At 58.1% G+C, this 22,779-nt stretch carries 25 protein-coding genes; 10 read left to right on the top strand and 15 right to left on the bottom strand.

All coding sequences use genetic code 11. The features are described from left to right. Positions 1-5: 5 nt before the first annotated feature. From AC13C8_RS08590 to AC13C8_RS08580, 3 genes are all read right to left on the bottom strand, one after another. Positions 6-293 (bottom strand): co-chaperone GroES, encoded by a 288-nt coding sequence (locus AC13C8_RS08590; protein ID WP_091428620.1) that lies wholly within the window; start codon positions 291-293, stop codon positions 6-8. A 185-nt stretch (positions 294-478) separates the two neighbouring features. Continuing rightward, positions 479-1,603: a cytochrome-c peroxidase gene (locus AC13C8_RS08585; RefSeq protein WP_482847045.1), complete on the bottom strand. Its 1,125-nt coding sequence runs from the start codon at positions 1,601-1,603 to the stop codon at positions 479-481. 81 nt (positions 1,604-1,684) lie between these two features. Beyond that, positions 1,685-2,338, bottom strand: a complete 654-nt coding sequence (locus AC13C8_RS08580; protein ID WP_482847044.1) for a DUF2161 domain-containing phosphodiesterase — start codon at positions 2,336-2,338, stop codon at positions 1,685-1,687. A 107-nt stretch (positions 2,339-2,445) separates the two neighbouring features. On the opposite strand from AC13C8_RS08580, the gene AC13C8_RS08575 reads away from it, so the two are divergent. Beyond that, entirely contained in the window at positions 2,446-3,366 is a 921-nt protein-coding gene (locus AC13C8_RS08575; RefSeq protein WP_091428614.1) for a manganese-dependent inorganic pyrophosphatase, read from the top strand. Positions 3,367-3,459: 93 nt separating this feature from the next. On the opposite strand, the gene AC13C8_RS08570 is transcribed toward AC13C8_RS08575, so the two are convergent. After that, positions 3,460-3,861, bottom strand: coding sequence for an Ltp family lipoprotein (locus AC13C8_RS08570; RefSeq protein WP_482847043.1), 402 nt, complete (start codon positions 3,859-3,861; stop codon positions 3,460-3,462). 183 nt (positions 3,862-4,044) lie between these two features. Between AC13C8_RS08570 and AC13C8_RS08565 the strand changes: the two genes are divergently transcribed. From AC13C8_RS08565 to AC13C8_RS08540, 6 genes are all read left to right on the top strand, one after another. Then, positions 4,045-4,917 (top strand): TIGR01459 family HAD-type hydrolase, encoded by an 873-nt coding sequence (locus AC13C8_RS08565; protein ID WP_091428611.1) that lies wholly within the window; start codon positions 4,045-4,047, stop codon positions 4,915-4,917. 196 nt (positions 4,918-5,113) lie between these two features. Beyond that, positions 5,114-5,557, top strand: a complete 444-nt coding sequence (locus AC13C8_RS08560) for a MaoC family dehydratase (protein ID WP_091432015.1) — start codon at positions 5,114-5,116, stop codon at positions 5,555-5,557. Between the two features lie 78 nt (positions 5,558-5,635). After that, entirely contained in the window at positions 5,636-6,574 is a 939-nt protein-coding gene (locus tag AC13C8_RS08555; protein ID WP_482847042.1) for a bifunctional riboflavin kinase/FAD synthetase, read from the top strand. A 9-nt stretch (positions 6,575-6,583) separates the two neighbouring features. Then, a complete protein-coding gene (locus AC13C8_RS08550; protein ID WP_091428608.1) occupies positions 6,584-6,877 on the top strand; it encodes a Dabb family protein in 294 nt (97 codons plus the stop codon). Continuing rightward, positions 6,874-7,326, top strand: a complete 453-nt coding sequence (locus AC13C8_RS08545; protein WP_091428606.1) for a YcgN family cysteine cluster protein — start codon at positions 6,874-6,876, stop codon at positions 7,324-7,326. The genes AC13C8_RS08550 and AC13C8_RS08545 overlap by 4 nt, the downstream gene beginning before the upstream one ends. Then, positions 7,326-8,375 (top strand): threonine aldolase family protein, encoded by a 1,050-nt coding sequence (locus AC13C8_RS08540; RefSeq protein ID WP_482847041.1) that lies wholly within the window; start codon positions 7,326-7,328, stop codon positions 8,373-8,375. Before AC13C8_RS08545 ends, AC13C8_RS08540 begins: the two co-directional genes overlap by 1 nt. Here the strand turns inward: AC13C8_RS08540 and AC13C8_RS08535 are convergent. Together AC13C8_RS08535 and AC13C8_RS08530 are read right to left on the bottom strand one after the other, a co-directional pair. Further along, on the bottom strand, positions 8,372-9,202 hold the full coding sequence (locus tag AC13C8_RS08535; protein WP_091428602.1) for an alpha/beta fold hydrolase: 831 nt from the start codon (positions 9,200-9,202) through the stop codon (positions 8,372-8,374). The two genes, AC13C8_RS08540 and AC13C8_RS08535, sit on opposite strands and share 4 nt — an antisense overlap. Next, positions 9,199-9,801, bottom strand: coding sequence for a DsbA family protein (locus tag AC13C8_RS08530; RefSeq protein ID WP_482847040.1), 603 nt, complete (start codon positions 9,799-9,801; stop codon positions 9,199-9,201). Before AC13C8_RS08530 ends, AC13C8_RS08535 begins: the two co-directional genes overlap by 4 nt. A 106-nt stretch (positions 9,802-9,907) precedes the next feature. Between AC13C8_RS08530 and AC13C8_RS08525 the strand changes: the two genes are divergently transcribed. Beyond that, positions 9,908-10,921, top strand: a complete 1,014-nt coding sequence (locus tag AC13C8_RS08525; RefSeq protein ID WP_091428599.1) for a ribose-phosphate pyrophosphokinase — start codon at positions 9,908-9,910, stop codon at positions 10,919-10,921. A gap of 52 nt (positions 10,922-10,973) precedes the next feature. Here the strand turns inward: AC13C8_RS08525 and AC13C8_RS08520 are convergent, their stop codons facing one another. From AC13C8_RS08520 to AC13C8_RS08480, 9 genes are all read right to left on the bottom strand, one after another. Next, entirely contained in the window at positions 10,974-11,387 is a 414-nt protein-coding gene (locus tag AC13C8_RS08520) for an H-type lectin domain-containing protein (RefSeq protein WP_482847039.1), read from the bottom strand. A 2-nt stretch (positions 11,388-11,389) separates the two neighbouring features. Continuing rightward, positions 11,390-12,604, bottom strand: a complete 1,215-nt coding sequence (locus AC13C8_RS08515) for an MFS transporter (RefSeq protein WP_482847038.1) — start codon at positions 12,602-12,604, stop codon at positions 11,390-11,392. A 94-nt stretch (positions 12,605-12,698) separates the two neighbouring features. After that, complete coding sequence (locus AC13C8_RS08510) at positions 12,699-13,109, bottom strand: F0F1 ATP synthase subunit epsilon (RefSeq protein ID WP_482847037.1); 411 nt, start codon at positions 13,107-13,109, stop codon at positions 12,699-12,701. A 12-nt stretch (positions 13,110-13,121) separates the two neighbouring features. Further along, complete coding sequence (gene atpD, locus AC13C8_RS08505; RefSeq protein ID WP_091428594.1) at positions 13,122-14,546, bottom strand: F0F1 ATP synthase subunit beta; 1,425 nt, start codon at positions 14,544-14,546, stop codon at positions 13,122-13,124. An 18-nt stretch (positions 14,547-14,564) separates the two neighbouring features. Beyond that, complete coding sequence (locus AC13C8_RS08500; RefSeq protein ID WP_482847036.1) at positions 14,565-15,443, bottom strand: F0F1 ATP synthase subunit gamma; 879 nt, start codon at positions 15,441-15,443, stop codon at positions 14,565-14,567. Between the two features lie 14 nt (positions 15,444-15,457). Next, on the bottom strand, positions 15,458-16,996 hold the full coding sequence (gene atpA / locus AC13C8_RS08495) for a F0F1 ATP synthase subunit alpha (RefSeq protein WP_091428591.1): 1,539 nt from the start codon (positions 16,994-16,996) through the stop codon (positions 15,458-15,460). Then, positions 16,996-17,562 carry a F0F1 ATP synthase subunit delta gene (locus AC13C8_RS08490; RefSeq protein WP_482847035.1) on the bottom strand — a complete coding sequence of 189 codons (567 nt, stop codon included), beginning with the start codon at positions 17,560-17,562 and terminating at the stop codon, positions 16,996-16,998. Before AC13C8_RS08490 ends, atpA begins: the two co-directional genes overlap by 1 nt. A 325-nt stretch (positions 17,563-17,887) precedes the next feature. Beyond that, on the bottom strand, positions 17,888-18,706 hold the full coding sequence (locus AC13C8_RS08485; RefSeq protein ID WP_091428588.1) for a class I SAM-dependent methyltransferase: 819 nt from the start codon (positions 18,704-18,706) through the stop codon (positions 17,888-17,890). A gap of 98 nt (positions 18,707-18,804) precedes the next feature. Beyond that, entirely contained in the window at positions 18,805-19,449 is a 645-nt protein-coding gene (locus AC13C8_RS08480; RefSeq protein WP_482847034.1) for a DUF938 domain-containing protein, read from the bottom strand. A 77-nt stretch (positions 19,450-19,526) separates the two neighbouring features. Between AC13C8_RS08480 and gloB the strand changes: the two genes are divergently transcribed. Beyond that, the gene (gloB, locus tag AC13C8_RS08475) at positions 19,527-20,291 is read left to right on the top strand and encodes a hydroxyacylglutathione hydrolase (protein ID WP_482847033.1); all 765 of its coding nucleotides are present in this window, start codon (positions 19,527-19,529) and stop codon (positions 20,289-20,291) included. Between the two features lie 158 nt (positions 20,292-20,449). Then, positions 20,450-22,774 (top strand): ATP-dependent Clp protease ATP-binding subunit ClpA, encoded by a 2,325-nt coding sequence (gene clpA, locus AC13C8_RS08470; protein WP_091432011.1) that lies wholly within the window; start codon positions 20,450-20,452, stop codon positions 22,772-22,774. The last annotated feature ends 5 nt before the right edge of the window (positions 22,775-22,779 follow it).

Raw genomic sequence — 22,779 nt, 5'->3', positions numbered from 1 at the left:
GACGATCAGGCAATGATGCCCATGATGTCGGATTCTTTCATGATCAGCAGCTCTTCACCGTCGATGGTGACTTCGGTGCCGGACCATTTGCCGAAAAGGATTTTGTCGCCTTCCTTGACGTCCATGGCGATACGATCACCGTCGTCGTCTTTGGCGCCAGCGCCTACGGCAATAACCAGACCTTCGGCCGGTTTTTCTTTGGCGCTTTCCGGAATGATCAGGCCGCCTGCTGTTTTCTCGTCGCTTTCGACGCGGCGGACCAACACGCGGTCATGCAGTGGTGTAAATGCCATTTGCTGAGACTCCCTAAGCTCAGTTTCAGTTCTCTTAGCACTCACCGGATGCGAGTGCTAACGGCGCAGAGTTAGGGAGTCATCCTCGGGCTGTCAAGCAGTCGGATCAGAAATTTGGATCGACATTGCACAGCCAATTACACAGTCAGCCGACATGAGCAACCAATTGACCGGTTTCACTTGGCTTACTCTTCCAGCAAATGTTCATACCGGGCATCTGTCAGCGTCTTCATAAACGCGACCAGCGCATCAATGCGTTTGTCGTCCAGCGCGGGTCCATGGATCAACTCTGTCACCGCCAGATTCTGCGGAATTTCCGGCATCACCCAAGGTTTACCGGTCTCGGGGTTGATCTGCCGGTCTTTGTCCAGCGTGTTGTACTTGTTGTAGAACAGAACAACGGTGCGTAGGTCCTTGAACACGCCATTGTGCATGTATGGTCCGGTAACTGCGACATTGCGCAGCGTCGGCACCTTGTAGCGCCCACCCGCATCAGCGGTGTCGATAGCGGGGTTCGCCAACAAGCCAAGATCCGGTCCCTCAACACCATTCGCAGCGCGCACATCGGCGTTCACGGGTGTCCCGATGTTATGGTATTCATAGTTGGTGAAGGTCTCATCCTCGGCGATGGGCGAGGGACGCAACTGGTGACACAGGTTGCAATTGGTGAACTGCTCGGAAAAGAACAATACGCGTCCTAGTTCCTCTTGATCCGTCAATTCCGCCTCACCGCGCAGAAAACGATCATACTTGCTGTCGAACGGCGAAAAGAGATCCGTGCGTTCAAACGACGCGATAGCTTGGGTCATGGCGTCATACGCGGCGCTATCATCATCCCAGATCGCGTCACCGAACAGCGATATGAACGATGTAACATAATCCGCATTCTCAGACAGCCGCGCGACGACCGATGCCTCGTCCGGCATCCCCATCTCGATCGGGTTAAGGGGCGGCCCACCCGCCTGCCCTGCAAGCCCGGCGGCGCGCCCATCCCAGAACATGCCGCCGCGCCAGGCCTTTTTGTCCAACTGCTCAAACTCAGGCGTGAACTTTGCATAGGCCGCCGTCGGAGCGGAACGGTCGCCAAGGCTTTCACCGTCATCCCCCAACGACACCGCACGCCCGGCATCTGTCTCGCGCGGATCGACAAAGCCGTATTCCGGGTCATGGCACGTCGCGCAGGATTGCGTCCGGTTCTTTGACAGGTTCACATCGAAAAACAACGCTTCGCCCAAGTCTTCAAGGCTGTCGAAAGCGGCGGCAGGTGACACCAGCCCGACCATAAGAACCAAGGTTAGAAACACGCGCATGAACAAAGCTCCTGATCATTCCGATCCGCTGTTAATCGAGAATCAGAGGGATGGGAATTGATCCCGATCAAAAAAGTCGGATTAATTTTGAAGCGCCGCGCGCCCTTCGTCGGTCAAACCGTAAATGCCGCGCTCGACCCGCTCGAACCAGCCATAGTGATTGATTGCCATCATACGCGTCGCAGTTGTGACGCCGGTTGCCTTGGCAAGAGCAGCCCCTTTCATCGGCCCCTCTTTCGCAAGACAGGCGGCCAGTTTCTCGGCGTCCTGCCGATAGGCCGTCACCAGCTTTCCGTTTGTGCCACCCATGTTGGGATCACCATCGCGGCGGGCGAACTCGGACAGCAAGCGAGCCGTCTTGACCTTGGATTTTCGTGGCTGAAACGGGCCGGGATCAGCATGGACCTGCACCAGCCCTTCTTTCAGGCGCACCGACAGAACCCCCAACCCAAGCCGCCGACACAGCCCCAGATTGCCTTTGAACGACCGCCATCCAGGTTTCCCCGACCAGCGCGGAACGGCCACATAGACCAGATCGGTGACAGCCTGCCGTGCGACAGCCTGTTGCAGCAAAGTCAGGGAAAACCCGGCTTTCAGTTCGACAATCACCGGCGGCTCGCCATCACGGATCGCCATCACATCCGCTGGCCCGACCTCGGATTTCACCTCATAACCCACCCCTTCCAGCCAAGCTTTCACAGGCGCATACAGATCGGTTTCGGCAGGTTTCGACATACGCAAACCTTAGCGACAAAACGCCGGGGCGAACAACCCGTGACAAGCCGCTACCTCGCTCTTATAAGTCGCGCAAACAGCTTTGAATCAAAGACGGATAAACCAAAATGACCACTCTTGTTTTCGGCCACAAATCGCCCGACACCGACTCGACCGGCTCGCCGCTGGTCTGGGCCTGGTATCTGAATGAGGTACGAGGCGTGGACGCCAAGCCAGTATTGCTGGGCCAGCCCAACACCGAAGCCGCCTTCATGTTGAAGCGCTGGGACTTTGACATGCTTGATATTATCGAGGACGTGGCTGACGACCAGCCCTGCGTCATCGTCGACACCAACAACCCGGCCGAACTGCCTGCCAACATCAATGGCGCAGACGTGCAGGCAATCATCGACCACCACAAGCTGGTCGGCGGCCTGGAAACCAAAGGCCCGATTGACATCACCATCCGTCCGCTCGCCTGCACCGCGACCATCATGTATGACCTGATGGGCGATGACGCGGCCAAGATGCCCGACAACATCAAAGGGGCGGCCCTGACCTGCATCCTGTCTGACACGCTTGAATTCCGCTCGCCCACCACCACCGACCGCGACCGCGAAGTCGTGGCCGCGCTGGCCGCTGATCTTGGCGTTAACGTGTCCGACTATGCCGCCGAGATGTTCGCCGCCAAGTCGGACGTGTCGGAGTTCTCGGACGCCGAGTTGATCCGCATGGACTCGAAAGAATACGAAGTCGCCGGCAAGAAATTCCGCGTCAGCGTTCTGGAAACCACCGCGCCGGAAATCCCGCTGAACCGCAAGGCCAGCCTGATGGAGACATTCAAAACCGTCGAGGCCGAGGACGGCGTCGATCAGGTGCTTCTGTTCGTCGTGGACATCCTGAAAGAGGAAGCAACCCTGCTGGTCCCCAACGATCTGGTGAAAACCGTGGCTGAAAAGAGCTTCGGCGCGAAGGTTGACGGTGACGTGGTTGTCCTGCCGGGTGTGATGAGCCGGAAGAAGCAGATAATTCCGCACTTGGCTGTGTAAACTGGGGCTGCGTCAAACTATAAACAGGCCCGCGCCATTAGCGGGCCTGCGTCAGTTCGTCCACAATAGTGCCATGAGTAGTCTCTAATGTTGTCAGCACGCCCCGGCTTCCTGAGCACCGCGCTGCGCTTGGCTTTCCGTAAACTTTTCTCCAGCGTCTGAAGAAAGTTGGTCGATGAGTCCTTTACACGAAAAACCCTGTAAACTCAGATAGTCTTTCGCGACCCTTACGGCCTGCTGGCCCCAATCGACCGAAAGACTATCGACAGCGACTGTTGCGTCATTGATCTCATAGCCTTCTCCATAATCTGACGACAATTGCTCGATTAGCCCTTGCCGCGAAAACCCCTGAAAGCTCAGATAGCTTTCAGCGGATCGAACCGCGTTCTTTTGCGGACCTGATAGGTTCTGGCTGGAAGCCAACGTAGGGCTGAACAGCGTCATCGAAATCACAATAGCTTTAGTTAGTCTTTTCTTCACATCTTCCATCGTCATACCAAACCTTGAAACCATCTAGGGTAGAACCTAACCAAAAAAGTAGATACTTCAAGTTTCTAACGGCGTTCTGAATGGCGCTTGACCACAAAAGCCATGCTTAGCCTCACTTCGTTTGTATGCTCCCCCCTAGCCACCTCCCTCCCCCTCTGCCATATCTTCCTTTCAAGCAGGAGACCCACCATGACCCGCATCATCGAAAACCTCAGCGAGATTTCCGCCAACTACGACGCCTTCTTCGTGGACCTCTGGGGCTGCGTGCACGACGGGGTGCATCCCTTTGACGACGCGGTCGCGGCATTGCGCGAAGTTCGCGCGAACGGCGGATTTGTCGTTCTTGTCACCAACGCACCGCGGCACCGGACATCGGTCGAGGGGCAGTTGGACCAGATCGGCGTGCCGCGCGACTGCTGGGACACGATTGCCACCTCGGGCGATAGCGCGCGGGCGGCGATGTTCACGGGCGCGGTGGGCAATAAGGTCTGGTTCATGGGCGAGGCGCACGACCGGTCCTTTTTTGACCCGATGGCCATCATCGACGACCCGGTCGATATTGAAGAGGTCGAATTGAAAGACGCCGAGGGAATTGTCTGCTGCGGCCCGTTTGACCCGCTTGCCCACCCTGACACACTGCGCCCGCAACTTCTGCTGGCCAAGCAGAACGGGCTGAAACTGCTCTGTGCCAACCCGGATATCGTGGTGGATCGAGGCGAGACCCGCGAATGGTGCGCCGGTGCCATCGCCCAGCTTTACACCGAGATGGGGGGCGAAAGCCTTTATTTCGGAAAGCCCCACCCACCGATCTATGATCTGGCGCGCCGCCGCATGATCGCTGAAGGTCGTTCGGTGGATAACTCCCGCATCCTTGCCATCGGTGATGGCATCTTGACCGATATCAAGGGCGCGCAGGGCGAAGATATTGATTCTCTGTTCATCACAGGCGGATTGGCACGGGACGAAACACAGACAGACCGGCAACCGGACGCGGATGCGCTTGGGCGGTTTGTCGCGGCAGAAATGGTCACGCCGACCTATGCGATCGGGTTTCTGCGTTAGGATCCAACCCAATAAGACCTTATGAAAAAGGACTTTCACGACATAGGTGGGGCTTGATCTCTTTTGCGTTGGATTTATCCAGCCCGACAGATGCGATCATCCCGGATTACATTTCCGCTTGATTTTCTGCAACTGCAAAGTAATATTATTGCCAATCCAGACGATTAATCGTCTTTTTATGACCCGGAGGATCCTGATGTTGGACAATTTCCCGCGCGGCACGATCTGCATTGAAGAGCTGGAAATCGGCATGTCGCGACATGTCACCAAGGAAGTCACCGACCGGGATATCGAGATGTTCGCCGAAATCTCGACCGATCGGAACCCGGTGCATCTGGACGACGACTATGCCAATGACACGATCTTTGAAGGGCGGATTGCTCATGGCATGCTGACCGCAGGCCTGATTTCTGCGGTGATCGGCGAACAGCTTCCGGGCCACGGCACCATCTATATGGGTCAAAGCCTGACTTTTCTCGCCCCTGTGCGCCCCGGCGACACCGTGCGCGCAGAAGTCACGGTGCTGGACATTGACCACGCCAAGCGGCGCGTGACGCTGAAGACCGAATGCCTTGTCGATGGAAAACCGGTTCTGAAAGGTGAAGCCAAGGTTCTGGCGCCGTCGGCCAAGTTCGACTGACCCCTCCGCAAACCGGAAAACCGATCGCGCTGCGCCGCTGGGCTTGCACCTGTTCGCGCGGGGCGATAATGCCACCACATGCGGATCATTCGAGATTACCAGTTTGTCGAAGAAACAGATCGCGGGGCGTCCGCCGCGATCGGAAATTTTGACGGCGTACATCTTGGCCATCAATACGTGATCGACATTGCGCGTGCGCAGGCAAAGGCCAGCAAGACCCCGCTGGGCGTCATGACATTCGAACCACATCCGCGCCAGTATTTCGCGCCGAAAAGCCCCCCCTTCCGGTTGATGAGTGCGGATGCCCGCGCCCACAGGTTGGAAAAGCTGAAGGTGGAGCGGCTCTATGAACTCAGTTTCAACGATACATTGTCCGCCCTTGCCCCCGGAGAGTTTGCCCAACGCGTGATCGTCGATGGGCTGGCCCTGAGCCACGTGGTCATAGGCGAGGACTTCCATTTCGGCAAAGGTCGCGCGGGCAAGTCAAGCGACATGGTCGCCTTGGGTGATCAGCTTGGATTTGGCGTGACCGTCGCCCCCTTGATGTCGGATGAAGTTGGCGAAGTGAGTTCCACCGCCATCCGCGACGCGCTGACCGACGGCCGGCCACGCGACGCCGCGCGCATGCTGGGCCACTGGCACCGGATCGAAGGCGAGGTAATTCGCGGCGACCAACGCGGGCGTGATTTGGGCTATCCCACCGCGAATATGTCCATCGCCGGGCTGCACCCGCCGAAATTCGGCGTCTATGTCGTCGAGGTCGATATTCTGACCGGACCGCATAAGGGAAGCTATGGCGGCGCTGCGTCGATGGGCACCCGCCCGATGTTCGGCGAAAACCGCCCCAACCTTGAAAGTTTCCTCTTCGACTTCAAGGGCGACATCTATGGCGAGCAGGTTTCGGTCGCCCTGATCGACTATCTGCGTCCCGAACAGGTGTTTGATGGGCTGGATGCCCTGATCTCTCAGATGGATGCAGATTGCGCCCGCGCGCGCGACATTCTGGCGAAGGTATGAGGCCGCAACATGATCCGCCACATCGTATTTTTTACTGCCAAACGCCCCGAAGATCGCGAGACCATTCGCGCCGGGCTGGAGCTTTTGAAAGACATCCCGCACAGCCTGCGCCTTGAGGTTGCCGTGAATCTCGCGACGGACCCGATCCCCGGCCCATCGCCTGATGTGGTTGTTTATGGCGAATTTGCGGACGAAGACCAGCTTGCTGCCTATAAGGCGCATCCGTTGTATCAGCAATCCATCGCGCGCGTGCGCCCTTTGCGCGAGTTGCGGGTCGCAGCGGATTTCGAGGCAAGCGCATGACCAAGGGATTGCGAAAGAAGTTCTGGGAACGTCCACTGGACAGCCTGACCGGGCCAGAATGGGAAGCGCTGTGCGATGGATGCGGCAAATGCTGCCTGAACAAGCTGGAAGACGAAGACACTGGCGAAATTGTGTTCACACGCGTGGCCTGCCGATTGCTGGATGGCGACACCTGCCGCTGTTCACAATATGATATTCGCCTGCAATTCGTGCCGGAATGCATCGTCCTGACGCCCGAGAATATTGGCGAAACCGCGTATTTCATGCCCGCTTCCTGCGCCTATCGCCTGCGCCACGAAGGGAAACCGCTTCATGATTGGCACCCGCTGATCTCGAACGACCCCGACAGCGTGCACAAGGCCGGGTGCAGTGTGCAGGGCTGGACCGTGCCGGAGTTCGAAGTGCCCGAAGACGAATGGGAAGACCACCTGATCGAGGAGCCACATTGATGTTTTTCGCCTCTGACAATTCCGGTCCGGCCCATCCATTGGTGATGGCTGCACTGGTCCACGCAAATGAAGGCTATGCCATGCCCTATGGCGCCGATGCGCTGATGGACGAGGTTCGCGTCCGCATTCGAGAGATATTCGAAGCCCCTGAGGCTGCGGTTTATCTGGTGGCCACCGGAACGGCGGCAAATTCGATCAGCCTGGCCACCCTGTCCCAACCTTGGGACACCATCTTTTGCGCGACCGAGGCGCACATCCAGGAAGATGAGTGCAACGCGCCTGAATTTTACACGGGTGGCGCAAAGCTGACACTGGTTCCGTCTGAGCACGCCAAGATGACCCCGCCCGCCTTGCACCGCGCCATCGAAGCTGAAGAAGGCCGAGGCGTGCATGGCCCGCAACGCGGCCCTGTCTCGATCACAAACGTAACCGAACGCGGCACGATTTATTCCGTCGCCGAGTTGACCGAATTGTGCAAAGTCGCGAAATCTTTCAACCTGCCCACCCATCTGGACGGCGCGCGGTTTGCAAACGCGCTGGTCGCACTTGGCTGCACGCCGGCGGAAATGACGTGGAAAGCCGGGATTGACGCGGTCAGTTTTGGCGGCACCAAAAACGGCTGCATGGGAGTCGAAGCGGTGGTCTTCTTTGATCCGAAACACGCGTGGGAGTTTGAGTTGCGACGCAAACGCGGTGCGCATCTGTTTTCAAAGCACCGTTACCTGTCCGCCCAGATGCTCGCCTATCTGACCGATGACCTTTGGCTGGACCTCGCCCGGCGGGCCAACGCGGCCAATGCACGGCTGGTGCGCGGGTTGAAGCAGATCGAGGGCGTGACCTTTCTGCATGAACCTGACGCCAACATGAGCTTCGCTGGCTGGTCCCGTGCCGGCCACCAGCGCCTGCATGACTCGGGTGCGACCTACTACATCTGGGAAGGGGTGCTGGATGGCACGGACCCGGACAAAGTGCTGACCGCGCGCATGGTTGCCGACTGGTCAACACGTGAAGACAATATCGACAGGTTCTTGGAGCTTGTGCGCGGCTAAAGCGTGATCGGCGCTGACTGCGACAGAAACCCTGATATAACATCGCCCACGTCTTCGGGATGGGTGATCGGACCCATGTGCCCTGCACCTTCGAATATGTGCCGCTTCACATTGGGCAGGCGTGCCGCCAGCACATCATGCACCGCCGCCACCAGGGCAGGCGAACGCGCGCCCTCCATCAGCAGGACCGGTATCGCGAGATTTTCCAACGCGCCGGGGGCAGCCTGATCGTGGACGTCTTGGTAGGTGACGGGGTTTCCAGCCGGGATCAGGTGAATGCGTTGCGCCATATCCTCGCGCAGCGACAGTGGCAAAGCCCGCCATGCGGCATCTCGGCCCCACATGATGTTAAACAGGCGCGCGGCCTCTAGCCGATCGCCAGCTTGCAAGGCCGCCATGAACGGACCGTCCATATAAGCTAGGTTCTCGGCGAAGGCCGGATGATCCTTGGCAGCGGCAAACAGAACCGGTTCAAAAAGGGCCAGGCTGCGCACCCGGTCCGGGTGACACTGCGCCAATCGCAGGGCAATCGTGCCGCCAAAACTATGTCCGATCAGATCAACGGTACCCGGAACTTCCTGATCAAGCAGAGCCTCTGCGATCTGGACCGCCCTGTCCTGATAATCCCCTGTCCCGTCCCAGTCTGCGCTGCGCCCATGGCCGGGCAGATCAAGCGCCACCATGGTCAGCTCGTTGGAAAGGCGTCTTTCAAGTCCACGCCACGCACCGGAATGCGCCAGCGAGCAATGCACCATCAATGCGGCTCGCGACCCATTGCCAGATCGGTGCCAATAGGTCTTGTGACCTGCAAGTGTCTGAAGGGTCATCCGTGTTTGGCACCAAGATGCGTGTCCAGCGCATCCAGTCTGTCTTGGCCCCAGAACCTCTCGTCATCATCACAAACATAGAAGGGCGAGCCGAACACGCCCGCGCTCACCGCGTCTTCAAGGTTGCGGCCATAGGCTTCTGCCCCTGCCAGAAGGCCGCTATCGGCAAGGCTTGGGTCAAACCCGGCATCGGCAAGACAGGCCTTGATCACATCATCCTGCGCCATATCCTTTTCTTCCGCCCAGCAGGCCCGCATGATCCCATGAACCAGTGCGCCTATGTTCCCTCCACCCGCTGACTGCGCTGCGATGATCGCATAGGACGCAGGCGCACCATTTGTGGGCCAGTGTGCCGGGCTGTGGTTCATCGACATGTCCAGCGCCTTGGACCAGCGCTTCAGCTCTTGCATCCGGTATTCCATCCGTGACGGGTGGCGGTCTTTTGGCGGGGTGCCCCCCGTGCGGCCGAACAACTGCCCGATATCAATCGGCTTATAGGTGATTTGCGCCCCATGACGCGACGCAATATCTTCCAGCCGCGATCCGGCCAAATAGGCCCATGGCGACAACACTGTGAAATAATAGTCGATCTGCGTCATTTTTCCTGCCCTTGTTGCCCCATTACTGTTCCAAGGAATCTATCCCGATGTTAAGGGGTGTCAACGTCACGATTCTGCCACACAGACCACGCCGGGAACAGCTGCCATGCCATCCATCACCGAACCGAAACTTATCTCGGGCAACTCCAATCGGCCACTTGCCGAAGCCGTTGCCAAGCGCATGTCGATGCATCGCGGATCCTCTGTCGGTTTGGTCGATGCCCGCGTAGAACGATTCAACGATGGCGAGATTTTTGTCGAAGTTTTTGAGAACGTGCGCGGCGAGGATATGTTCATCATCCAGTCGACCTCGAATCCGGCCAACGACAACCTGATGGAGCTTTTGATCATTTCGGACACGTTGCGACGATCTTCTGCGTCGCGCGTCACCGCCGTGATTCCTTATTTCGGCTATGCCCGTCAGGACCGTCGCACCAAAGCTCGCACACCGATTTCTGCCAAACTGGTCGCCAACATGATCGCCGGTTCGGGGATCGAACGGGTATTGACCATGGACCTGCACGCAGCACAGATTCAAGGTTTCTTCGACATCCCGGTGGATAACCTTTACGCCAGCCCGATCTTCGCTTTGGACGTCAAACATCACTTCAAGGATTGCATGGACGAAGTCATGGTGATCTCGCCGGACGTGGGCGGCGTGGCACGCGCCCGCGAGCTTGCCAAGCGGATCAACGCACCGCTGGCCATTGTCGATAAGCGCCGTGAAAAAGCCGGTGAGATTGCCGAGATGACGGTGATCGGCAATGTCGAAGGCAAACGCTGCATCATCATCGACGATATCTGTGACACCGCCGGCACTCTGTGCAAAGCGGCCGAAGTGCTGATCGAGAACGGCGCACAAGAGGTGCACGCCTATATCACCCACGGCGTCATGTCAGGCCCTGCGGTCGAACGGGTATCTAAATCTGTCATGAAGTCGCTGGTGATCACGGATTCGATCCAGCCGACCGATGCGGTGAAAAACACACCCAACATTCGCATCGTGCCAACTGCACCGATGTTTGCGCAAGCGACCTTGAACATCTGGGGTGGCACATCTGTGTCATCGCTGTTCGACCACGACACGTTGGAACCGCTTTACGAGAACCTGTATTCATAGCTGCACGCGACAAAGGGCCTCGGTGGCTTTGGTCTTGGTGGCTGACGGTCCGTCAAACGTCCCAATCGTCATCCCCGCGAACCTCACCGATGGCGGTCCAATTCACCCGCATCCGGGCGACGCGTGTATCACCCCATGTGCGAAAAATGATCTGAAAGCCGGTTTCCGTAATCGCATCGGCTGCAATATCCGCCCGCGCGTTGGTGCGTTTGTCCAGATCCCACATCGACACGCTGACATGCACCGATGGTGGACTTAGGAAGTGTTCCGAAAATCCGACCGGTGTCACAAGCTTTCGTGCGCCGCTGCCGGTCCACATCTCGCCATCATGCTCGAAATCCGAAAACAGTATCATACTGCCTTGGTCCACCCCGACCATATGGGTCTTGATCCTGCGCATCGACGACGGCCCCGTTAAATATTCGTCGTGCCAGCAGACCCCAAACGCGCCCAACTGGCAAGCCATGCCTAACGTCGAAGGCGCAGGAAAAACGGAAACAATATCAAGACCAGGCCCCCGGAAAACAGGAAGGGTGCGCCGGGCAGGTAAATCGTCCCTTTAGCATCCGCAAACATCTGGAATATCCAAGTTACCATCATTGGTCCAATCACCGCTGCGATGGAGCCGAGACTGGCAATAACCCCCTGCAACAGCCCCTGGCGATCCTCGGCGACCATATTGGCCATCATCGCGGTCATGGTCGGCGGTGCCATATCGGCCAGCGCTGCAATCAGGATGGCGGCGAACATTACATATACGCTCGCCGTCATGCCGAAGATCGCAAAGGCCGCGATGGCACAAATGACCGAAAATATGAGTGTGCGAAACTCGCCCAGACGCGGGATCAACAACCGCATGACGACGCCCTGCGAAACCGCGACCGCGATACCATAGGCCGCCAGCGTTAAACCGATCAGCGCCGCGCTCCACCCAAAAATTTCGCGCGTCCAGAAAGCCCACAGGGTCGGGTAAACCATATTGGCGAGCTCGAACAGGAAGATCAGAACAAGCGGCAATCCCAACCCCGGCAGCTTGAACGCATCAAGGATCGAGCCAAAGGGGTTCAGGTCGCGCCGCCGGAAGACGCGGCGTTTCTCAGGCACAAGGCTTTCGGGCAGCACAAAAAGACCCAAGAGCACGTTCAACCCGGCAAATGCGGCGGCCAGCCAGAACGGCGCGGTCAGATGCAAGCTGGCCACGAAACCACCGATGGCAGGCCCCATTACGAAGCCGATGCCGAAAGTGGCGCCAATAAGCCCAAAATTCGCAGCCCGCTCATCAGGCTTTGAAATGTCAGCCAAGTAGGCCGTAGCGGTGATATAGGTCGCCCCCGCGATCCCTGCCAGAACCCGCCCGATCAGCAACCACCAGAAGGTCGTCGCAAGGGCCATCACCACATAGTCAATCGTCAATGCCACCAAGGCCAGAAGTAGAACCGGGCGGCGCCCCAGACTGTCCGAGATTCCGCCAATCACGGGGGCAAACAGGAACTGCATCGCCGCATACGAGGCCATCAGGATCCCGCCCCAGAACGCTCCGTCAGCGGTGCCGGTGGCCCCGACACGCAGCATCAGGTCCGGCATGATCGGGAACACAATTCCAATGCCAACCGCATCCAGCAGGATGGTGGCCAGAATGAACCAAATGGCGGCTTGGTTGGATGTCGTGCGGCTGGCAGTCATGCGGTTATCAGTGACGCTATTGCCTGGCACGTGCAAATGTAAAAAGCCCCGCCATTTCGGGCGGGGCTTTCGTATTCCTGGGGGAAGGCGGGGATCAGGCTTTCACCGTCAATCCCAACTCGTTGGCCATCGCGGCAATATCTACCGTACGCTTTGCCAGTTCATCCAGGTTTTCGGTGGTCGCATTTTCCGACGCGGCGGCGGCGTCAGAAACGAACCCGTCCAACAGCTCTTGTGTCATCTCGGCCACCGGAACAGCGCGTTCGGCCAGAACCGAGGTGCCGGTTGCGGTGACTTCGGCAAAGCCCCCGGTCACGGCAAACTCGGCATTGCCTTCCGGCGCTTCGACGCGAACGATACCAGGGCGCAACGTCGTGATCGTCGGTGCGTGGTTCGGCATCGCCGTCATATCGCCATCGGTGCCCGGCAGCTGGACCGCCGTCGCCTGAAGCGAAGCAAGGCTTCGTTCGGGCGACACCAGGTCGAATTGCATCGTATCAGCCATTAGTGGGCCTCCTTAAGCGGCGTCAGCCGCCATTTTTTCGGCTTTGGCAAGCACTTCGTCGATACCGCCAACCATGTAGAAGGCGCCTTCAGGCAGGTGATCATACTCGCCTGCCACGACGGCCTTGAACGATGATATCGTTTCTTCCAGCGGCACCTGAACACCGTCCGAGCCGGTGAACACTTTCGCCACGTCGAAGGGCTGCGACAGGAAGCGTTCGATCTTGCGCGCACGGGCTACGGTCAGTTTGTCTTCTTCCGACAGTTCGTCCATGCCAAGGATGGCGATGATGTCTTGCAGCGACTTGTAACGCTGAAGCACCTGCTGAACATCGGTTGCAACCTTATAGTGCTCTTCCCCGATGATCAGCGGGTCAAGCAGGCGCGAGGTCGAACCCAGCGGGTCCACAGCCGGATAGATGCCTTTTTCCGAAATCGCACGATCCAGAACGGTCGTGGCGTCAAGGTGGGCAAACGATGTTGCGGGTGCGGGGTCGGTCAAGTCATCCGCGGGAACATACACGGCCTGCACGGACGTAATGGACCCCGATTTGGTCGACGAAATACGTTCCTGCATGGCACCCATGTCGGTGGCCAGCGTCGGCTGATAACCAACCGCCGAAGGAATACGGCCAAGAAGGGCCGAAACTTCCGAACCAGCTTGGGTAAAGCGGAAGATGTTATCGACGAAGAACAGAACGTCGGAACCGGTGTCGTCACGGAACTGTTCTGCCAGTGTCAGACCCGACAGGGCCACACGCATACGTGCTCCGGGAGGTTCGTTCATCTGGCCATAAACCAGCGCAATTTTCGACTTTTCCAGATCGTCGGGAACGATAACGCCCGATTCAATCATCTCGTGATACAGATCGTTGCCTTCACGGGTCCGCTCGCCAACACCCGCAAACACGGACACACCCGAGTGCACTTTTGCGATGTTGTTGATCAGTTCCATGATCAGAACGGTTTTACCAACACCGGCACCGCCGAACAGACCAATTTTACCACCCTTGGTATAAGGGGCCAGCAGGTCGATGACCTTGATGCCGGTGGTCAGAATTTCGGTTTCCGTCGACTGTTCGTCAAACGCGGGCGCATCACCGTGGATCGGGCGGCTGTCTTTCGACTTCACCGGGCCCTTTTCATCAACGGGTTCGCCGATAACGTTCAGGATACGGCCCAGGGTCGCATTGCCGACCGGCACCGCAATCGGGGCTCCTGTGTCGGTCACATCCTGACCGCGCACCAGACCTTCGGTTGCGTCCATAGCGATACAGCGGACGGTGTTTTCACCAAGGTGCTGCGCCACCTCCAGAACAAGTTTGTTGCCGTTGTTGTCCGTGGTCAGGGCGTTCAGAATGGCCGGAAGGTCATCTCCGAATTGAACGTCCACAACGGCGCCAATCACCTGGGTGATCTTACCTTTAGCGTTAGCCATTGTTGTTTCTCCGGTTTCTTAGAGCGCCTCGGCGCCCGAAATAATTTCGATAAGCTCGTTGGTGATCACGGCCTGACGCGAGCGGTTATACTGAATGGTCAGCTTCTCGATCATGTCGCCAGCGTTGCGGGTTGCGTTGTCCATCGCGGCCATCCGCGCACCTTGCTCGGACGCAGCATTCTCCAGAAGCGCCGAGAAGACCTGAGTGGCCACGCCCGAAGGCAGCAGCGTTTTCAGAATACCTTCTTCCGACGGTTCATAGTCGTAAACCGTCGACGCGCTTGCACCCTCTTCCGGGGCGTCGAAACTGGCCGGGATAACCTGTTTCGCGGTCGGAACCTGCGTGATCACGCTTTCGAACGTGTTGTAGAAGATCGTCGCCACATCGAACTCATCTTCGTTGAAGCGATGGATCAGGTCGTTTGCAATAGCCTGCGCGTTGTCATAGCCGACGTTGCGCACACCCGACAGATCCACATGACCGATCATGTGATCGCCATACTCACGCTTCAGTTGTTCGCGGCCCTTCTTGCCGACGGTCAGAATCTTCACCGTCTTGCCATGTGCCAGCAGATCTTCCGCCTTGGCACGGGCCAATTTCACGATCGACGAGTTGAAGCCACCGCACAGCCCGCGTTCGGCCGTCATGACCACCAGCAGGTGGACCTGATCGGAACCCGAACCTGCAAGCAGTCTGGGCGCGCTGTCCCCACCGGTCGATGCAGCAGCCAACCCACCCAAAACGGCATTGAACCGTTCTGCATAGGGCCGACCTGACTCAGCGGCGTCTTGTGCCCGCCGCAGTTTTGCGGCGGCCACCATCTGCATGGCCTTCGTGATCTTCCGAGTGTTCTTGACACTCTCGATCCGATTTTTGAGGTCCTTAAGGTTGGGCATCGTTCAACGCCCCCTTAAGCGAAGTCAGCGGCGAACGCGTCCAGCGCAGCTTTGACTTTATCCTCAAGCTCACCTTTGACCTTGCGGTCATTGTTGGTGATATCGGCAAGCAGATCGGCGTTGTTCTGACGCAGGTGGTTCAGCAGGCCTGCCTCAAAGCGACCGACTTCGCTGACCGCGATCTTGTCCAGATAGCCGTTGGTGCCTGCATAAATCACGCACACGATTTCAGCGTTGGTCAGCGGCGAATACTGCGGCTGTTTCATCAGTTCGGTCAGACGCGCACCACGGTTCAGAAGTTGTTGGGTTGCGGCATCAAGGTCAGAGCCAAACTGGGCAAAGGCCGCCATCTCGCGATACTGAGCCAGCGACAGTTTCACCGGACCGGCAACCGAGGACATCGCCTTGGTTTGCGCCGAGGAGCCAACACGCGACACCGAAAGACCGGTATTCACAGCGGGACGGATACCCTGATAGAACAGCTCGGTTTCCAGGAAGATCTGACCGTCGGTGATCGAGATCACGTTGGTCGGAATAAATGCGGACACGTCGCCACCCTGGGTTTCGATCACCGGCAGCGCGGTCAAGGAACCGGCACCGTAGTCTTCGTTCAGCTTGGCCGAACGCTCCAAAAGGCGCGAGTGAAGATAGAAAACGTCACCCGGATAGGCTTCGCGGCCCGGCGGGCGGCGCAGAAGCAGTGACATCTGGCGATAAGATACGGCCTGTTTCGAAAGGTCATCATAGATGATCAGGGCGTGACGACCGTTGTCGCGGAAATGTTCGGCCATAGCGGTCGCGGCGTAAGGTGCCAGGAACTGCATGGGGGCCGGGTCGGATGCGGTTGCCGCCACGACGATCGAATACTCGATCGCGCCGCTTTCTTCCAGTTTCTTCACCAGTTGTGCAACGGTCGAACGCTTCTGACCGATGGCAACATAAACGCAGTACAGTTTCTTGCCTTCGTCGTCGCCAGCCGCGTCGTTATACGATTTCTGGTTCAGAATCGCGTCCAGCGCCACGGCGGTTTTACCGGTTTGGCGGTCGCCAATGATCAGCTCTCGCTGGCCGCGGCCGATCGGGATCATCGCATCAACCGATTTCAGGCCGGTTGCCATCGGTTCGTGAACCGATTTACGCGGGATGATGCCCGGCGCCTTCACGTCGGCCACGCCGCGTTTCTTGGCGTTGATCGGACCTTTGCCATCGATCGGGTTGCCCAGACCGTCGACAACGCGCCCCAGAAGCTCGTCACCGATTGGCACGTCCACGATCGAGTTCGTGCGCTTGACGGTGTCGCCTTCTTTAATGTCGCGGTCCGAACCGAAGATAACAACACCAACGTTGTCGGCTTCAAGGTTCAGGGCCATTCCGCGGATGCCACCGGGGAATTCGACCATTTCACCAGCCTGGACCTTATCAAGACCATATACGCGAGCGATACCATCACCCACTGACAACACGCGGCCAACTTCGGCCACTTCGGCGTCTTGGCCAAAGTTCTTGATCTGGTCCTTCAGGATCGCAGAAATCTCTGCTGCTTGGATACCCATTATCCGACCTCTTTCATGGAATTCTGAAGTGCGTTGAGCTTCGCTCGGATCGACGTGTCGATCATGCGCGAGCCCACTTGGACGACAAGACCACCGATGAGCGATTCATCGACGGCCAGGTTGATGTTCACATCCTTGCCAATGGTGGCTTTCAAAGCGTTGGCAAGTTTGTCTTGTTGAGCCTTGGTCATGGATTTGGCGGCGGTCACCTGTGCGGTCACCTCGCCCTTGTCCTCAGCGATCAGCGCGCGCATGGCGGCCACGAACTGAGGCAGCACGAACAAACGCCGTTTCTGGGCCATCAGCCCCAGCGTGTTCGCGACCATCGACGAAAGTTTCATCTTCTTGGCGATAGCGGTGATCGAGGCACCCTGCTCGTCCCGGCTATAGATAGGGGAACTGATCAGGTTGCGAAGGTCTTCGCTGTCGGCGAGAGCAGCTTCAAGGGCGGCAACATCCGCCTCGACTGCTTTCAGGTTCTTGCCTTCCTTGGCCAGGTCAAAGACGGCAGTGGCATAACGCTGGGCAATGCCGGTTGAGATCGCGACTGGTTCGGACACGTCCACCCTTCCGATGTCTTTAGCCCCATTGTGATCTGCCGGTCAGCAAATCGGGGCGGCCTACAGATGCCGCATGTACAAGCGTGTCATCTAAATCGTCGCTGCATGTAGCAGGGATATGCTCACCTCGCAACAGGCTTGCGGGGTTTTAACGCCAACATATTCGCCCCCTTTGGCCGATCTGGTGAACTTATTTCATCCAGACCCTTTCACCTAAGGGAAAAAAGGGTTGTAGCCTGTGTGCACTAGGCAACATGTTTTCTGGATACATTTGTATACCGTGAAAGCCGATTCCGGTGGCGTCTTTGCGGGACGGGCGACCCTGGCCACATCAGCGGAGATCGAAACGAATGATTCTGCCGCTGCGAAATGGGCCTGAGCGGCTCGCGTCCTGCACTCGTGAGGCACTTGGCTCGGGCACGCCAAGCCCTTCAAGCACCTTCAAAGGTCGCTTCACGGCCTGCGCCAGTCCCGGCCGTTTTGGGGCAGGAATTTGCTTGGACACCTCGACCATCAGAACCCCCCCCGCCAACACCAGCGGCAGTTGCAGCCCCGCCCGTTCCCAGAAACTTCCCGTCTTGAGCCAGAAACGTTTCGAAGAGGGCGGCTGATACAGCGCCGACAAGTGGCGTTCGACACGAAACCCGTGCTCTTCCAACTGGGCTTCGAGCTGGCTCATCGAATAGGGGCGGCCATAGCCAAACGGGGTGGCATCTGAACGTGCCCACAGCCCGGCACGATTGGGCGTGATGAACAGCGCCCGACCGCCAGGACCGAGAACGCGATAGGCTTCGTCCAAAAGAAAGCTCGGCGTCTCCGAAGTTTCCAACCCGTGCATCACCACCAGTTTGTCGACAACACCGGTGTCCAACGGCCACATCGTATCTTCGACCAGGACCGAGACATTCTGCATCCCCGCAGGCCAAGGCATAACCCCTTGGGGGGCGGGCATCAGGCCCATCACGCGGCGCGCAGATGAAAGATACGGTCGCAATAAAGGCACCGCAAAGCCGAACCCGGCCACGGTCTGCCCCTTGGCCTTGGCGGCAGGCCACGTCGTTATCACCTTGTCACGGATCGCCTTTTGCGCCGCACGTCCCAACATGCTGCGATAATAGAAGTTGCGAAGATCCTGCACATCAAGATGCATGAGGCCTTTTGTCACCTGCCCGTTTTCACTGCGCCAAGACTAACGGATCAGTCACAAAAAGAAATGCGACACCAGTCAGGATCACGAAAAAAGATCGCTCACTCTCGTGTTTGGCGCATAACCAGCACCAGATTGTTTGCCGGCATCTCGATCAACGCGGCGCGCGACAGGCCAGCCTCGGTCGCCCACGCTTCAATCGCCTCGATATCCTTGTAGCCGATGTCGGGATTCTGTTCGGTCAGCGCGGCATGGAATGCCTGGTCACTATCGGACCGGAACAGACCCTGCGTGCGAAAAGGGCCGTAAAGAAACCAGTGCCCACCGGGCAAAAGATTGCGCGCCACGCCATTGACCACAGCTTGCGCGGCCTTGGCGTTGATCAGGTGCATCAGGTTTACCGTCACTGCCATCTCGAACGGGCCGGTGCGCCAACTGGGGGCGGTCGCATCCAGAACCTGCGCGACTCGCATGTTCAAGATCCCTTTCCTGGCGCGCCACGCGTCGATGCTGATCAGACGCTCGGCATCAATATCCGTGGGCTGCCAGATGGTTTCGGGAAACGCATCTGCGAAGGCGACGGCATGTTCACCGGTGCCCGACGCAATCTCAAGCGCGACACCACCGGATGGCACATAGGGTCCAATGACGTCCAGGATCGGGGAAATGTTGCGCGCAGCAGAGGGCGCGGACAACCGTCCGTCGTTGCGCGTCTCCGCAATCGAATGTGGCTTTTCACCAGCCATCAGAACCCCCAGTATGGTGGTAGTATTGAGCCTTCCACACCTTTCGGCAAGAGTAGAGATGAACACAGGAGAATCACATGTTGACGCTTGTCACGATACCCTGCCTTTCCGACAATTACGCATTCCTGCTGCATGACGAGAAATCTGGCCAAACCGCGCTGATTGATGCACCCGAAGCAGCCCCCATCAGCGCAGCGCTGGCAGCGCGTGACTGGACACTGTCGGAAATCTGGCTGACCCATCACCATTGGGACCACGTTCAGGGGGTTGCTGACCTTGTCGAGGCGACCGGTGCCAAGGTTGTGGGCGCAAAAGCTGACGCCCACCGCCTGCCCGATCTGGACCGGGCCTATGGCGACGACGACCAGTTTCACTTCGCCGGGCACGATGTGCATGTGATGGATGTGTCAGGACACACAGCGGGCCATATCGCCTTTCACGTCCCCGACGCCGGATCAGTGTTTACCGGCGACAGCCTGATGGCGATGGGATGTGGCCGTCTGTTCGAAGGTACAGCTGAACAGATGTGGGACAGCCTGTCGCGCCTTGCGGCACTGCCACCTGAAACGCTGGTCTGTTCGGGCCATGAATACACGACCGCGAACGCGGCTTTTGCGGCGACGATCGAACCGGACAACAGCGCTCTGAAAAGACGCACAGATGACATCGCCGCCCTGCGGGCAAGCGGTCAGCCCACGGTGCCGTCCCGCCTGTCTGACGAGCTTGAAACCAACCCGTTTTTACGCGCCCACTTGTCAGAGGTGAAAGCCGCCCTACATATGGAAACCGCCCCAGACGCCGAGGTGTTCGCCGAAATCCGGCGTCGCAAAGACAGTTTCTAACCCCAAAATTCAGCCAATCACGCCTCCGAGAGCGAAAATTGACAAGAAAAGGCTTGAAGAGACGGTCGGAAAACCGAACCTTAAAGATATGAGGCGACAGTAAAGGCGGACGAACCGTCAAGCGGCAGATCCCGCACCAATTACGAGGAGTGTTCAACGTGCCATCCTTTTCAAAACCGCTCGAAGAAGCCATTCACCACGCGCTGGCGCTGGCGAATGAGCGCAAGCACGAGTTGGCAACGCTGGAACACCTGCTTCTCGCGCTGCTGGACGAACCCGATGCCGCCCGCGTAATGCAGGCCTGTTCGGTCGATCTGGACATTCTGCGCAAGGTGCTGGTCGAGTTTGTCGATGAAGAACTGACAACCCTGATCACCGATGTCGAAGGCAGCGAGGCCGTGCCAACCGCTGCCTTCCAACGTGTGATTCAGCGTGCAGCGATCCATGTTCAAAGCTCGGGCCGCACCGAAGTCACCGGCGCCAACGTGCTGGTGGCCATTTTCGCCGAACGCGAATCGAATGCCGCCTTCTTCCTGCAAGAGCAGGACATGACCCGTTACGACGCTGTAAACTACATTGCCCACGGCGTGGCCAAGGATTCGAACTTTGGCGAAGCGCGACCGGTTTCCGGGACGCCTGACTTCGAAGAAGACGTGCAGGACGCCCAACCGGCCGAAGAAAACGACAGTGCGCTGGCGAAGTATTGCGTCGATCTGAATGCCAAGGCACGCGAGGGTGAAATTGACCCGCTGATCGGGCGCGAGCACGAAGTTGAGCGCTGCATTCAGGTGCTCTGCCGTCGCCGCAAGAATAACCCGCTTCTGGTGGGTGATCCAGGCGTCGGAAAAACCGCGATTGCCGAGGGTCTGGCCGCCAAGGTCGTGGGCGGCGAAACGCCCGAGATCCTGTCGAAAACAACGATCTATTCACTCGATATGGGCGCATTGCTGGCAGGCACCCGCTATCGCGGTGACTTTGAAGAGCGTCTGAAAGCGGTGATGAAAGAGCTGGAAGATCACCCTGACGCCGTCTTGTTTATCGACGAGATTCACACCGTGATCGGTGCAGGTGCCACTTCGGGCGGGGCGATGGATGCCTCGAACCTGCTGAAGCCCGCCCTACAGGGCGGCAAGCTGCGCTGCATGGGGTCGACCACCTATAAGGAATTCCGCCAGCATTTCGAGAAGGACCGAGCACTTTCCCGTCGGTTCCAGAAGATCGACGTGAACGAACCCACCGTCGATGATGCGGTGAAAATCCTGAAAGGGTTAAAGCCGTATTTTGAAGAACATCACGGCGTGAAATACACTGCGGATGCGATCAAATCCGCGGTTGAGTTGTCAGATCGCTATGTCAACGACCGCAAATTGCCGGATAAAGCCATCGACGTGATCGACGAAGCCGGGGCAGCCCAGCATCTTCTGATACAAAGCAAGCGTCGCAAGACGATTGGCGTGAAGGAGATCGAGGCCGTTGTTGCCAAGATCGCCCGCATCCCGCCGAAAAGCGTGTCGAAAGATGACGCGGAAACACTCCGCGATCTGGAGAAGTCGCTGAAACGGGTTGTGTTCGGGCAGGACAACGCGATTGAATCGCTGGCCTCGGCCATCAAACTGGCGCGCGCGGGCTTGCGCGAACCCGAAAAACCCATCGGCAACTACCTGTTCGCCGGCCCCACGGGAGTGGGCAAGACCGAGGTGGCAAAGCAATTGGCCGACAATCTGGGTGTCGAACTGCTGCGCTTTGACATGTCGGAATACATGGAGAAACACGCCGTCTCACGCCTGATCGGTGCACCTCCGGGTTATGTCGGGTTCGACCAAGGTGGTCTTTTGACCGATGGTGTCGATCAGCACCCCCACTGCGTGTTGCTGCTGGACGAGATCGAGAAAGCGCACCCGGATGTGTATAACATCCTGTTGCAGGTCATGGACCACGGCGAGTTGACCGACCATAACGGGCGCACTGTCAGCTTCCGCAATGTGGTGTTGATCATGACATCGAACGCGGGTGCCGCGGAACAGGCCAAGTCAGCCATCGGCTTCGGGCGTGACCGTCGCGAAGGCGAAGACACCGCCGCCATCGAACGCACATTCACGCCGGAATTCCGCAACCGTCTGGATGCGGTGATCAGCTTCGCGCCATTGGGCAAAGAGGTGATCCTGCAAGTGGTCGAGAAATTCGTGCTGCAACTGGAAGCCCAGCTTCTGGATCGCGGTGTCAGTATTGAACTGACCCGTGCCGCCGCCGAATGGATTGCCGACAAGGGCTATGACGACCGGATGGGCGCCCGCCCGTTGGGTCGTGTCATTCAGGAACACATCAAAAAGCCGCTGGCCGAAGAACTTCTGTTTGGCAAGCTGGCCAAAGGCGGGTTGGTTCAAGTCGGCGTCAAAAACGGCAAGCTGGATATTCGGTTCGAGAAACCGAAGAACCGTCAGCTTGGGTCGCGCAAGCGCCCGCCCTTGCTGACTGCTGACTGACACCA

It is taken from the genome of Aliiroseovarius sp. B-4 (genome assembly GCF_056857795.1).
This window is presented reverse-complemented; position numbering and strand designations above follow the sequence as displayed.

What these genes read in the sequence shown, in the direction of transcription:
- AC13C8_RS08590 (WP_091428620.1), bottom strand. Translation starts at nt 293, where the DNA reads ATGGCATTTACACCACTGCATGACCGCGTGTTGGTCCGCCGCGTCGAA.
- AC13C8_RS08585 (WP_482847045.1), bottom strand. Translation starts at nt 1,603, where the DNA reads ATGCGCGTGTTTCTAACCTTGGTTCTTATGGTCGGGCTGGTGTCACCT.
- AC13C8_RS08580 (WP_482847044.1), bottom strand. Translation starts at nt 2,338, where the DNA reads ATGTCGAAACCTGCCGAAACCGATCTGTATGCGCCTGTGAAAGCTTGG.
- AC13C8_RS08575 (WP_091428614.1), top strand. Translation starts at nt 2,446, where the DNA reads ATGACCACTCTTGTTTTCGGCCACAAATCGCCCGACACCGACTCGACC.
- AC13C8_RS08570 (WP_482847043.1), bottom strand. Translation starts at nt 3,861, where the DNA reads ATGACGATGGAAGATGTGAAGAAAAGACTAACTAAAGCTATTGTGATT.
- AC13C8_RS08565 (WP_091428611.1), top strand. Translation starts at nt 4,045, where the DNA reads ATGACCCGCATCATCGAAAACCTCAGCGAGATTTCCGCCAACTACGAC.
- AC13C8_RS08560 (WP_091432015.1), top strand. Translation starts at nt 5,114, where the DNA reads ATGTTGGACAATTTCCCGCGCGGCACGATCTGCATTGAAGAGCTGGAA.
- AC13C8_RS08555 (WP_482847042.1), top strand. Translation starts at nt 5,636, where the DNA reads ATGCGGATCATTCGAGATTACCAGTTTGTCGAAGAAACAGATCGCGGG.
- AC13C8_RS08550 (WP_091428608.1), top strand. Translation starts at nt 6,584, where the DNA reads ATGATCCGCCACATCGTATTTTTTACTGCCAAACGCCCCGAAGATCGC.
- AC13C8_RS08545 (WP_091428606.1), top strand. Translation starts at nt 6,874, where the DNA reads ATGACCAAGGGATTGCGAAAGAAGTTCTGGGAACGTCCACTGGACAGC.
- AC13C8_RS08540 (WP_482847041.1), top strand. Translation starts at nt 7,326, where the DNA reads ATGTTTTTCGCCTCTGACAATTCCGGTCCGGCCCATCCATTGGTGATG.
- AC13C8_RS08535 (WP_091428602.1), bottom strand. Translation starts at nt 9,202, where the DNA reads ATGACCCTTCAGACACTTGCAGGTCACAAGACCTATTGGCACCGATCT.
- AC13C8_RS08530 (WP_482847040.1), bottom strand. Translation starts at nt 9,801, where the DNA reads ATGACGCAGATCGACTATTATTTCACAGTGTTGTCGCCATGGGCCTAT.
- AC13C8_RS08525 (WP_091428599.1), top strand. Translation starts at nt 9,908, where the DNA reads ATGCCATCCATCACCGAACCGAAACTTATCTCGGGCAACTCCAATCGG.
- AC13C8_RS08520 (WP_482847039.1), bottom strand. Translation starts at nt 11,387, where the DNA reads ATGGCTTGCCAGTTGGGCGCGTTTGGGGTCTGCTGGCACGACGAATAT.
- AC13C8_RS08515 (WP_482847038.1), bottom strand. Translation starts at nt 12,604, where the DNA reads ATGACTGCCAGCCGCACGACATCCAACCAAGCCGCCATTTGGTTCATT.
- AC13C8_RS08510 (WP_482847037.1), bottom strand. Translation starts at nt 13,109, where the DNA reads ATGGCTGATACGATGCAATTCGACCTGGTGTCGCCCGAACGAAGCCTT.
- atpD (WP_091428594.1), bottom strand. Translation starts at nt 14,546, where the DNA reads ATGGCTAACGCTAAAGGTAAGATCACCCAGGTGATTGGCGCCGTTGTG.
- AC13C8_RS08500 (WP_482847036.1), bottom strand. Translation starts at nt 15,443, where the DNA reads ATGCCCAACCTTAAGGACCTCAAAAATCGGATCGAGAGTGTCAAGAAC.
- atpA (WP_091428591.1), bottom strand. Translation starts at nt 16,996, where the DNA reads ATGGGTATCCAAGCAGCAGAGATTTCTGCGATCCTGAAGGACCAGATC.
- AC13C8_RS08485 (WP_091428588.1), bottom strand. Translation starts at nt 18,706, where the DNA reads ATGCATCTTGATGTGCAGGATCTTCGCAACTTCTATTATCGCAGCATG.
- AC13C8_RS08480 (WP_482847034.1), bottom strand. Translation starts at nt 19,449, where the DNA reads ATGGCTGGTGAAAAGCCACATTCGATTGCGGAGACGCGCAACGACGGA.
- gloB (WP_482847033.1), top strand. Translation starts at nt 19,527, where the DNA reads ATGTTGACGCTTGTCACGATACCCTGCCTTTCCGACAATTACGCATTC.